Source organism: Gaetbulibacter jejuensis (assembly GCF_039524015.1).
GTDB lineage: Bacteria > Bacteroidota > Bacteroidia > Flavobacteriales > Flavobacteriaceae > Gaetbulibacter_B > Gaetbulibacter_B jejuensis.
Genome location: NZ_BAAAGF010000003.1, coordinates 323265 through 334890 on the forward strand (window position 1 = coordinate 323265; position 11626 = coordinate 334890).

Here is an 11626-nt window from a genome sequence, read left to right on the forward strand (position 1 = left end):
ATTTGACAATAAAGCACGAATTATGAAGAAGTCCCTGTTAATCCTATTGTTATGTCCTCTTTTTCTATTTGCTCAAGATTTTTCGAACGAGGATTATATTTATTTAAAACGTCACGAGCACATAAAAATTGGTTTAAAAAATCACAAGTTTGATATTGCCAAAAACATATCAGAACAAGCTGAATTTTTAACTTCTAACAAACTTTATTTTGCTAACGAATCTATGCACTTTGACAGCTTTACTTCAATAGAAGATATTGATGCTTACACCTACATTCCTAGTCAAGATAAAAAAGTAAAGGTAGATTATATCGAAACCAAACGTGCTTTTGACAATGGTGTGTTTTACAGTGACCAAGAGTCTAAAAACTTTATTTTTCCTGCTGTTACTAAAGGTGCAATTACCAATTTAAGCTATAAAGAAATTATTAAAGACCCTCATTTTTTAGGACTATTCAGATTTGGAACTTATGTGCCTACTAAAAGTGCGCAACTCTCTATTGAGTTTCCTAAAAATGTAAATATTGGGTACATCGATTTTAATACCGAAAACATAAATCTAGACTTCAAAAAAGAAGACACCAAAAACGGTTACACTTACACTTGGACTGTAGATAATATTAAAGGCTACCAAGGTGAAGAAGACAGTGAAGCTATTCTGTATTATTTACCACACATTATCGTTTACATCAAAAACTATGAAGAAGACGGTAAAGTCCACAATGTATTAAACGATGTAAATGATTTATACAAATGGTACAGCTCTTTGGTTGATCAAATAGATACGTCTTCTCTACAAAAAGTATATGCTATTGCTGAAGACATCACAAAAGACCTTACTACCGATAGAGAAAAAGCCGAAACCATTTTTAATTGGGTACAAGACAATATTACTTATGTTGCTTTTGAAGATGGTCTTGGAGGATTTATTCCTCGTGGTGCTGCAAGTGTTTGTGACAAGCGTTATGGCGATTGTAAAGACATGGCAAACTTGCTCTACGAAATGCTTAATCATGTAGGTATTGAATCTTACAGAACTTGGATTGGAACTAGAGACAGACACTATTCTTATTTTGAAGTACCTACTCCAATGGTAGACAACCACATGATAACAACTGCTATGGTAGAAAACGACACTATATTTTTAGATGCTACTGATAGTTATGTGCCTTTTGGAATGCCTAGTGAGTTTACACAAACCAAAGAAGCGCTTTTAGGTATTGATGCTGATAATTTCAAAGTTATCAAAGTACCTGTTCAAAATGCAGATAAAAACACATCTACCATTACAAGTCATTTTTCATTAGAAGATGGTATTGTAAAAGTCTCTGAAAAAAGAGCGCTTAAAGGTTATGAAAAAGTGAATTTCATTTCAGATTACACCTATAAAAAAGATGATAAAACCGAAGAGGAGTTCCTAAATACTACGTTATCTCTTGGAAACAACAAGACCAACTACTCCAACATTACTCTGGAGAATTTTGATAACAAAAGTACTCCATTACAATTAGGTTACGACCTTAGTATTGATAGTTATGCTAAAACTATTGGCAATAAAACGTATATTAACCTAAACATAGACAGATCGTTATCAAACAGCAGTATTGATTTAGAAGACCGAAAATACAGCAAGAAAATTGACCATGAGTTTATAAAAAGCTTCACCACAACGTTTAAAGTTCCTGAAGGCTACAAAGTAAACTATGTTCCTAAAGACCTTACGTTTGATAACCCAAAGTATGGTTACAGCATTTCTTACACTGTAGATGAAGATACCATTACTCAAAACAAATCTATTTATGTAAAAACGCTAAGCATTCAAAACAAAGATTTTGAAACTTGGAACAGCTTTATCAAAAGCCTTATAAAAGCCTACAAAAAAAGTATAATAATAGAAAAGATATAATGATAAAAAAAGCATTGATTGTATTACTATTTGTAAGTACAAGTAGTAGTTTTTCCCAACATTTTAGAACCTACGATTGGACCGAAAAGCCTAAACTTCATAAACTATCTGCTGAAGATGAAAAAGAATCCTCAATAGGTATTTTAAAAAAGCATATTGTTGAATACGCGTCTAGTATGATGTCTCCTGAGCCCAAACGCTATGAGACCGAACATACCATCACACGAGTAAACGATGATAAAGGTATTGCAAGACACAACACAGTTTACATCCCAATGTACGAAGTAAAAAAGGTTGTAGACATAAAAGCAAGAACCATTAACGCCAAAGGAAAAGTTACTGTGCTTAACCAAGACAATATTAAAGAGGTTAAAAATGTTGACGAATATGGAGACTTCAAGATTTTTGCTATTGAAGGTGTTGAAAAAGGTTCAGAAATAGAAGTGCTTTACACAGTTGAAAAAGAGTTTGACATGTATGGTTCAGAAACTATGCAGAGCAACTACAAAATCAACGAAGCACAGTTTATTTTTATCACAGGAAAACTTAATTCCAATGTTAAAGCATATAGAACTGACTCTACATTTAAAGACGTTACAATTGATGGTGACAATGCCAAATCGTTGACTTTAAAAAACATTCCTGCAATGGTTGAAGAAGAATATGCTACACCAGATGCCAATAAAATTACAGTAGTATATCAATGTTTTCCGCAAGGTCAAGACATTACCCAAGACATGTTTTGGACTAACGTTTCCAATAATGTTGGCGGAAGATTTTTCCCTGAAACTGCAACCAGTAAAATTGATGCAGATTTAGCTACCATTATCGAAGGAAAAACTGACCTTTCGGTATTTGAAAAAGCATCTAGAGTAGATAATTTTATTAAAAGTAACTTTAATGTTATCAAAAACAACAATGACGAGCTGTCTGATTTAGACTATATTCTTAAAAACCGTTCAGCAAGTGACTTTGGTATCATAAAAGTATATGCAAACTTTTTAAAAGCTTTAGATATTGAATACGAAGTTGTTATTACTGCTAATAGATTTCAGTATAAGTTTGACCCAGACTTCTTTATTCCTAATATGCTTAGAGATTTCTTAATCTACTTACCTACTGAGAAAAAATACATCGCTCCTGATAGAATTGAATACAGAGTTGGTGAAGCTCCTTTCAATATTTTAGGCAACTACGGATTGTTTATTAAAAGTGATTTTAGCCACTATTTCTCTAAAATCTCTCAGGCAGATCCTGATTATAGTCAAGTGAATCGTATTACAGACATTACGTTTACCGAAGATTTTGAAAGCACTATTATCGACATGCACCAAGAGTTCACAGGACATTGGTCTGTTACTAACAGAGCTGTTCTTAACTTATCGTCAGAACAAGGTGTAAAAGAGTTCAAAGACTATCTTACAGCTTCTGGTATTGAAGACAAAGAAAGCTTAAGCTTTGAAACTAAAAATGGGGAAATTAACCAAACAGAATATAACCTACCTTTTATAGTTGAATCTAAGGTGTCTTCAGAATCCTTAATTGAAGATGCTGGTGACAGTTATATTTTTCAAGCTGGATTAATTATTGGTACACAAAGCGAACTGTACCAGGAAACCGAAAGAGTTAACCCAATTGAAATGACTTATCCTAATGAATATAACTACACTATTACAGTTAATATTCCTGAAGGATATACTGTTGAAGGTTTAAGCAGTTTAAATATTGACGAAAGCTACAAAGACAGTAAGGGTAACAAAGTATGTAAGTTTGAATCTGGTTATAAGTTAGATGGCAATACATTAGTAATTACCATTCAAGAGTTTTATAAGACGTTAGAATATGATTTAGACCGTTACGAAGAATTCAGAAATGTAATTAATGCAGCATCCGATTTTAACAAAGCAGCTATTCTATTTAAACCTATAGAATAGAAAGCAAAAACAAGACAACAAAAAAGCGACCAAACGGTCGCTTTTTTTATTCTAATATTTTATAATCTTCTTTTGGTGGCTCTTCTACAGTACCAAATAATTTATCTTTCCAATTCGTCCATTTGTACTTTTTAGAAAAGATAAATAACAGTATTGGAAACATCACAAACACTGGTAAAAATACATCTATAAATCCTGCTTCAGTTGGGTTAGACATATCTTTTAAAATAGAATGTGTTTGAAAAGCAGTCCAATCAGCAGTTACCAATAAAGCTGTAAACAAGTTGTTTGCAGCATGAAACCCTAAAGCTAACTCCATACCTTCATCCATTAAAGTCATAATCCCTAAAAAGAGTCCTGTACCAATGTAATACACCATAATTACATTACCCAATTGCTTAACCTCAGGGTTTGAAATATGCAACAATCCAAAGACAGCCGATGTAACTAGTAACGGTACCCAGTTCCTATTGAATAGTTTGAATATGCTATCAAATTTTTCGCTTTCTAAACTGTTCTTGAAAACAGAATTTACCAATACTAAAGCGATTAAACATACTAATAAATACAACAGCTTAAAATACCATTTAAAATCAATTAAATAAGGTAAAGCAAAATATACTATTACTGCTATCAATAACACCATAAAAGTAGCAGGAAATGTTCTATTTGTGGTAGATACCCCAATTCCTTGCATTAAATAACCTCTAAACAAATATTCTTCAAAACTGGTTTGTAAAGGCACCATAATAATGGCAATAACACAAAGAATTAAAAAAGGACCAAGTTTAAAATTCACTACATAGTCATCAGGTGACATAAAGTAATCTAACAGTGTTAAGCCACTAGATACAATTCCCCAAAAGAAAAAGGCAAAGAACACACGTTTCCAATCTATTTTAGGTCTAGAGGTTGTTAAATGTGTTATGGTTTGCTTGTGTAATGCTTTAATAGCTATAAAAATTCCAACCAAACCAATAGCAAAGGATAGCAGCATTAAAAACAAATTTAAATTAGGTTCAAGCATACTAAGCATTGCTTGTTCGTTTAAATTCGCAAGGTCATCTCCTTCTTCTATTGCTTTAAACATCACCAATGCAGTAAAAGGTATTTGACCAACTACAACAGCAGCTGCTATTATTATAAACCCTATAAAATATCTCCACCAATCGTGTAAGACATTAAACGCTTGTGCTATATACATAAATTATAAGTTAAAGTTCCAATCTAAATTTTTATTGAAGTGCAATTTACCATTTTTTACCAATAACGGACTATCAAAATTATTAGTAAACAAACTGCCTGTGCCTAAGCCTTGTGGCATTGTATTTTGTAAAGTATACGTCCATTGTGCAATGGCATTTAACCCAACATTACTCTCTAATGCACTAGTAATCCACCAACCTATACTTCGCTCTTCAGCTAAGTCAATCCACGCTTTGCTTCCTTTAAAACCACCTATAAAACTTGGTTTTAAAATAATGTATTGCGGATTAATGATTTGTAATAGTTTTTGCTTTTCAGAGGTATCAAAAACACCTATAAGTTCTTCATCTAAAGCAATTGGTAATGGTGTATCTTCACACAAACTCGCCATTTCATACCAATTCCCTTGCTTAATAGGTTGCTCAATAGAATGTAAATCGAGCTCGCTTAAATAGTTTAATTTATCTAGAGCGTCATCAACCGAAAACGCACCATTGGCATCAACCCTAAGCTCGATATCGCTTTTTGAAAACTCTTTTCTTATAGATTTAAGCAGATTGTATTCTGTTTGAAAATCGATAGCGCCAATTTTCATTTTAATACATGAAAAACCTGCTTCAATTTTCTCTTTTATCTGTTGCTTCATAAAAGCTTCGGTTCCCATCCATATCAATCCATTAATTGAAATAGCGTCTACTCCGTTAGTAAATTTAGAAGGAAATAATTGAAACGACGATGCGCTCTCAAGAGATTTAAAAGCCATTTCCAACCCAAATTGAATACTAGGAAATTCAACAAGCTCACTATACAGCTCCTCTAAACCTAAATGAATGTTATTGCAAGTCCATTTTAGTTTTTCTTCGTAATCTGGTCTGTCGTCTGCACTTAAACCACGTAAAATCCCACATTCGCCTATACCTTGTTGTCCATTGGCTTCTATACTAATAAACCAAGTTTCTTTGGTTTTAAGAATTCCTCTAGATGTTCCACTAGGTTGTTTAAAATTAAGAATGTACTTGTGGTATGTGGCTTTCATTGGGTAATCAACATGATGAAATACATTAAAATTTATGGTGCATACTCACTTGTAGTTGCCCTTTTCCTTGTGCATTGGTTTTTTGGTTCATCCAACCCAATTGAAACTTAATTTTTGAGTTCAACACATAACCTAATCCTAAATACGTACGGTTTCTATCAAAAAACTCAACCGTTCTATCATCACCTATATCTTGTTGTCCGTTGATAAATAATTCGTTGTATAACGCTGCATAAATGGTATTTTTCTCGAACGTTTTTTTATTAAACGGAATATTCATAAACAGGTTATAACGATAACGCGTTCTAAAATCTTGGTCTTCAACAAAACGTTGCTCATATCTAAAACGATGCGTTAAATACACACGACCTCCTATTTTTTGTGGTAAAAGTGCTTCTTGGTAAATTCTACTTTCAACCGAAGTATCATCGCTTTCACCTAAGGCTCCAGATGTAATATGCGCATATCCTAAGGTTAATTTTACTGACGTATTTTTTGGTCTGTACGTAACACCAGAACGTATAAGCAACTGCTCTAAATCTCCCATGATGTTCCAGTTTCTGTACTGCACATCACCTTGCAACCCAAATTTGCTCTCTTTAAACTGAGTATCAAAAAAATACATGTACCACGCTCCCATTTGGTCTGGGTTTTGGGCTTTAGTGGATTGCGTAAATGATACTGTTAAAATGGAAAATAATAATAAAACACGAGCTGTTTTGGTCATAGCATTTATATTTTTGGATTGTTTTAATCCTGATTTAGGATAATAAAAAAAGTATTAAATTTAGAAACACAAATATCTTACTTAATGCCTGAATTTCCAAATATCATCCACTTTGCCATTCCTTTTTTCATCTTATCAATGGCACTGGAATTATATGTTACCACACGCGAAAAATTTAAAGAAACCAAAGGTTACGAACCCAAAGATGCCTTTGCCTCTATTGCTATGGGTTTAGGCAATGTGTTTTTAGGCTTTTTTAGTAAAGCTATTGTACTTGGAGCTTTTGTAGTGATTTATGAAAACTTTAGGCTCTTTACCATTCCTGTGGCTTGGTGGAGTTTTATTTTAATTTTCTTTGCTGATGATTTCTCTTACTACTGGTTTCATCGTATTTCGCATGAGTGTCGTTTGTTTTGGGCATCTCATGTGGTGCACCATTCGTCGCAACATTACAATTTAAGTACAGCATTAAGACAAACGTGGTCTGGTGGGTTTTACTCGTTTATTTTTTGGTTGTGGTTACCGCTTTTGGGCTTTCATCCTGCTATGATTTTACTGCAAATGTCTATTAGCTTACTGTATCAATTCTGGATTCATACAGAAGCTATCCATAAAATGCCAAAGTGGTTTGAAGCTGTTATGAACACACCTTCGCATCACAGAGTACATCATGGTAGTAACCCTATTTATTTAGATAGAAATCACGCTGGCATCCTTATTATTTGGGATAAGATGTTCGGTACATTTCAACCCGAACTTAGCGAGGAAAAAGTACGTTATGGTTTGGTAACTAATATCAACACATACAATCCTGTAAAGATTGCTTTTGTTGAATGGTACAATATGCTTAAAGATGCGTTTTCAGGAAAAAAATCGTTAAAAGACCGTTGGCATTACCTTACCAAGCCACCAGGTTGGAAACACGATGGTACAGGAAAACTTAGTGACGATTTGCGAGAAGAATGGTTAAAGTCTGGTAAAAACAGATAAAAACTACTGATATTTATCATATACTGTTTGCCAAAAAACCTTTAATTTTATAGTGTAATTATTTCAAAGCAAAAAAATGAAGAATATACTATTACCTACCGATTTTTCTGATAATTCATGGAAAGCGATTTCATACGCTTTAGAGCTGCTTAAAGATGCTGAATGTACATTTTACTTAATGCATTCGTACGAGCCACAAGTTGCTGCTCCATCAACAGCAGTTACCTCTAAGCGTGCCAACTCTATAATTATGGAGTCTATGAAAAACGAAGCTATCTCTGAACTAAACCGCTTAAAAAAACAGATAGATGCCTTACCTAAAAACGAAAACCACACGTTTAAAACCTCTATAATTAACGACTATTTTACAAGTGCTGTAAAGGCAAAAGTAAAAGAGCATAGTATTGATGCAGTAATTTTAGGAACCAAAGGTGCTAGTGGTTTAAAAGAAGTAACGTTGGGTAGCAACACTGCTGGTTTAATTGGTAAACTCACTTGCCCAATAATTGCTGTACCTTCTAACGTTGTATTTAATGACATTAACGAAATTGGTTTTGCTGTAGACTACTCTATAAAATCTTATACCAATGGTTTAAGCTTATTAAAAGCGCTAGCTGAACATTTTGAAGCACAAGTTTCTGTGGTTCATATTTTAAAAGATAAAGCGTTAACACCTGAAAAAGCGTCTAGTAAAGAGAAACTTATTGCGTTTTTAAACCCAGTACCAACTCATTTTTATCAATTAACTGATGTCTCAGTAGCAAAAGGAACTCGTATTTTTAGTGAAAGCAGACAATTAGACATGATGTGTGTCATTGCTAAAAAACACAATTTCTTTGAAAAGCTATTTAATAAAAGCCAGAGTAAATCTATAAGTCACCACGCTAAAGTACCTCTCATTATTTTTAATGAAGCGTCGTTTTAAAACACAAAAAAAATCTACTAGTTGCTAGTAGATTTTTTTTTTGACTTATATCGTTTAACGTGTTTGTGTATGGTTTGTTGTGTGAATATCTGCTAGAATTTTCAGAAGTAGGCAGAACAAACAATTACTTTTTGCCATTGTTGTGTGTAGTGTTTTTTTTATATTACTATTTTTCTCTGTCTTTCAAATAACTCCATACCAGAAGCATTATCATATCGTTTGTTTAATCTCTTTCTCAAGTTAAAAAGTCTCCTTTCGGATGAGTCAACAATTTGTGAAAAAAGACAAATCTGAACTTTCCCCATTTCTACATCACTTCCATTAGAAACTTTTGATATAGGTTGAATTTTTTCACTAAAAGTTTCTCCGACTACAAAAGCATTAATATAAGGAGAACCGATTAATGTTCCACAATTCATAAAATCCTCAACATAACCAACTGCTTGGTTTCTTTCTGTTTTTCCTAACTTAAATCCACCTCTTTTAAGTTCGATAATCAGAACCTTATTAATATTCGTGATTCCATTAGAAGTATCGAAATCTACAGTTCCTGTGATTGAGAACGTAGAATCTCCAGCAACTACGATATCAGGTCTCTTTTTATGATTGTTAAAAACAGATTTATCTATTTTTTTATTAAATACTTTTTCGATTGTTGTTTGAAGTTGATTATTCGAAGCATATTCAGGAGAATCAAATTCAGGGCCAAAAATCCACCTCGCACTTGCAATTAAAGGATGAAGAACGTGAAGTTCGTCAACCGATTTATCGCTAGATAATTTTCTTATAGCTTCGATTACTGAAATTCTTTTATCTATTTCATCTAATACTGTCAATGCATCTTTAACTGTCCACTTATCAAGAAGTTTATTTAAACCCTCAACATCTTCTTCAGAGAATAACGAAAGTTTTTGAAGTAGTTCGCTTCCGCTTCTTGTTTTTTCTAAATTTATAACGGTTTCAACCGCTAGATTAACAGAATCTTGTCTTGCTGTTGGGTTATTTAAAGCAATACTCTCTATTGCTTCATTAAATTCATATTTTCCAAGAGGACTTAATTCGTTGTACTCTTTTCTATATTCATTTTTTATTTGTTTTGTTGTTTCTTCTATGTTCTCTTTTGCAATTTCCGAAAACATCTTATGGACGGTCTCGTCAACTTTGTCAAAAATTGGATTTAGTTCTTTTGTGTTTTTAAATCCTGTCCAATCTTCTTTTATGAATTCTGCTAAATCATTGGTTTGTACAACAACTGAATATCTTTTTGCTTGTTTAGTTCTGCCATCTAAAACCATATTGAAACCTACAATCCAAGAAGGTTCGCCGACTAGCCTACCACTTTGCCAAAAAGCAATTCCTTGATATAATGTTGATTTTCGTGCTTTTTTGGAATCTATCAGATGTATTTTGAGTTCTATATCTTCAATGTTTACTGTTTCTGAAAATATCAAACCTTTATGTTCTTCTAACTGAATTGTTTTTCTGTTAATTGAAACTTTAAAATTTGGGTCGTGTAGAAATCTTGCAGAAATTACTTCTAAAATGTGTTCGGGTTTAGGTAAGTTTTTAACGACTTCAACTATAAGTTTTGTTCCCCCTTTTTCAGAAGTTCCAAAGTTTTGTTCTTTGATAATAAAGGGCTCTTTTTCACTTTTTGTGGTAATTGTAAATTCAGATTTTTTCCCACTGTTGTTAGTTATAACCTTGTATTCATTATTAAAACAAAGCATTCCGTGTCTTCCAACTCCGTTTCTTCCATAAGCATATCTTTGTTGGTCAACGCCTTTTGGAAAAAGGACTTTTTTTCCTTGATGTTTTAGTCTATTATAACCTAATTTCATCCATCTTGAATAAAATTCGTCTTTTGATAAACCAACACCATTATCTTCAATAATTAGATTCAGTCCTTTTTCTTCGGGAATGTAAATATCGACAATTGTAGCACCAGCATCCCAAGCATTAGCAACCAATTCAGTAAGTGCGACTTCTGGCGAATTTCCAAGACTTCCTAAAGTTCTAATTAAATAGTCTTCCTCAAATAATGAGCCTTGTATTATGGTTTCTTTCTTCAATGTTTGTTGGTTTTGTTACATTACACACAACTTTAAAAAGATATGGATTGCTTTAACAATCCACACCTTTAGTCAAGCATTTTTTCGTCCAACCAATTTACTGTAAAAAACTAAATTACAAATAGTTAGTTATACATTTTTATTAACAGCTACAGCTCAATACTCTCACCTATTTCTAGCAGCATTAAGTCTTTGTTTTTGTCAAAAAATTGGCGTTTGGCTTCTTCGTGGTCAATTTCAATATATCCAAAAGTGTCAAAGTGGTAACCCAATACTTTATCGCATTGCACAAAATCGCTCGCTGTAATGGCATCTTCAATTCCCATGGTAAAGTTGTCACCTATTGGTAAAATGGCTAAGTCTAGTTTAGTACGCAATGGTATCAGTTTCATATCCATAGTTAAGGCTGTATCACCTGCTATGTAAATGTTTTTGTGTTCGCCTTCAATCACAAAACCTCCTGGTTGTCCACCATAGCTTCCATCAGGAAACGACGAGGTATGAATAGCGTTAACGTATTTTACCATGCCAAATTCAAAATCCCACGAACCACCATGATTCATTGGGTGTACTTCAAAGCCTTGAGCTTCATAATACGAGGTAATTTCAAAATTAGATACAATAACTGCATTGGTGTGTTTTGCAATGGCTTCGACATCTAAAATATGATCTTGATGCGCATGCGTAATCAAAATATAATCGGCTTTTAAACTGTTGATGTCTATATGTTTTGCCTTGTCATTGGCAGTAATAAAAGGGTCTACCAAAATATGTACGTCGTTAACTTCAATGCCTAAAGCGGCATGACCGTAAAATGTAATTTTCATAGG

The 11626-nt window shown here is 33.2% G+C and carries 9 protein-coding genes; 4 read left to right on the top strand and 5 right to left on the bottom strand.

All coding sequences use genetic code 11. The features are described from left to right. Positions 1–22 precede the first annotated feature (22 nt). Positions 23–1906, top strand: coding sequence for a DUF3857 domain-containing protein (locus tag ABD011_RS11090; protein ID WP_343798273.1), 1884 nt, complete (start codon positions 23–25; stop codon positions 1904–1906). Further along, complete coding sequence (locus tag ABD011_RS11095; RefSeq protein ID WP_134199120.1) at positions 1906–3840, top strand: DUF3857 domain-containing protein; 1935 nt, start codon at positions 1906–1908, stop codon at positions 3838–3840. The genes ABD011_RS11090 and ABD011_RS11095 overlap by 1 nt, the downstream gene beginning before the upstream one ends. A gap of 46 nt (positions 3841–3886) precedes the next feature. Here ABD011_RS11095 and ABD011_RS11100 read toward each other — a convergent pair whose 3' ends face one another. Genes ABD011_RS11100 through ABD011_RS11110 form a run of 3 tightly spaced genes read right to left on the bottom strand, consistent with a single transcriptional unit; the run spans position 3887 to position 6809 of the window. Next, a complete protein-coding gene (locus ABD011_RS11100; protein ID WP_343798276.1) occupies positions 3887–5044 on the bottom strand; it encodes a CPBP family glutamic-type intramembrane protease in 1158 nt (385 codons plus the stop codon). 3 nt (positions 5045–5047) lie between these two features. After that, positions 5048–6082: an o-succinylbenzoate synthase gene (locus tag ABD011_RS11105; protein WP_343798278.1), complete on the bottom strand. Its 1035-nt coding sequence runs from the start codon at positions 6080–6082 to the stop codon at positions 5048–5050. Positions 6083–6107: 25 nt separating this feature from the next. Next, positions 6108–6809, bottom strand: coding sequence for a DUF2490 domain-containing protein (locus ABD011_RS11110; RefSeq protein WP_129760230.1), 702 nt, complete (start codon positions 6807–6809; stop codon positions 6108–6110). 84 nt (positions 6810–6893) lie between these two features. Between ABD011_RS11110 and ABD011_RS11115 the strand changes: the two genes are divergently transcribed. Together ABD011_RS11115 and ABD011_RS11120 are read left to right on the top strand one after the other, a co-directional pair. After that, positions 6894–7799 carry a sterol desaturase family protein gene (locus tag ABD011_RS11115; RefSeq protein WP_343798280.1) on the top strand — a complete coding sequence of 302 codons (906 nt, stop codon included), beginning with the start codon at positions 6894–6896 and terminating at the stop codon, positions 7797–7799. A 76-nt stretch (positions 7800–7875) separates the two neighbouring features. Beyond that, the gene (locus ABD011_RS11120; RefSeq protein WP_343798282.1) at positions 7876–8724 is read left to right on the top strand and encodes a universal stress protein; all 849 of its coding nucleotides are present in this window, start codon (positions 7876–7878) and stop codon (positions 8722–8724) included. Between the two features lie 158 nt (positions 8725–8882). Here ABD011_RS11120 and ABD011_RS11125 read toward each other — a convergent pair whose 3' ends face one another. Both ABD011_RS11125 and ABD011_RS11130 read right to left on the bottom strand, forming a co-directional pair. Then, on the bottom strand, positions 8883–10796 hold the full coding sequence (locus ABD011_RS11125) for an ATP-binding protein (RefSeq protein WP_343798284.1): 1914 nt from the start codon (positions 10794–10796) through the stop codon (positions 8883–8885). Positions 10797–10945: 149 nt separating this feature from the next. Next, entirely contained in the window at positions 10946–11623 is a 678-nt protein-coding gene (locus ABD011_RS11130) for a metal-dependent hydrolase (RefSeq protein ID WP_129760235.1), read from the bottom strand. Positions 11624–11626 lie beyond the last annotated feature (3 nt).

Coding starts and splice junctions, on each gene's coding strand:
- ABD011_RS11095 (WP_134199120.1), top strand. CDS start 1,906: ATGATAAAAAAAGCATTGATTGTATTACTATTTGTAAGTACAAGTAGT.
- ABD011_RS11110 (WP_129760230.1), bottom strand. CDS start 6,809: ATGACCAAAACAGCTCGTGTTTTATTATTATTTTCCATTTTAACAGTA.
- ABD011_RS11120 (WP_343798282.1), top strand. CDS start 7,876: ATGAAGAATATACTATTACCTACCGATTTTTCTGATAATTCATGGAAA.
- ABD011_RS11100 (WP_343798276.1), bottom strand. CDS start 5,044: ATGTATATAGCACAAGCGTTTAATGTCTTACACGATTGGTGGAGATAT.
- ABD011_RS11090 (WP_343798273.1), top strand. CDS start 23: ATGAAGAAGTCCCTGTTAATCCTATTGTTATGTCCTCTTTTTCTATTT.
- ABD011_RS11130 (WP_129760235.1), bottom strand. CDS start 11,623: ATGAAAATTACATTTTACGGTCATGCCGCTTTAGGCATTGAAGTTAAC.
- ABD011_RS11115 (WP_343798280.1), top strand. CDS start 6,894: ATGCCTGAATTTCCAAATATCATCCACTTTGCCATTCCTTTTTTCATC.
- ABD011_RS11105 (WP_343798278.1), bottom strand. CDS start 6,082: ATGAAAGCCACATACCACAAGTACATTCTTAATTTTAAACAACCTAGT.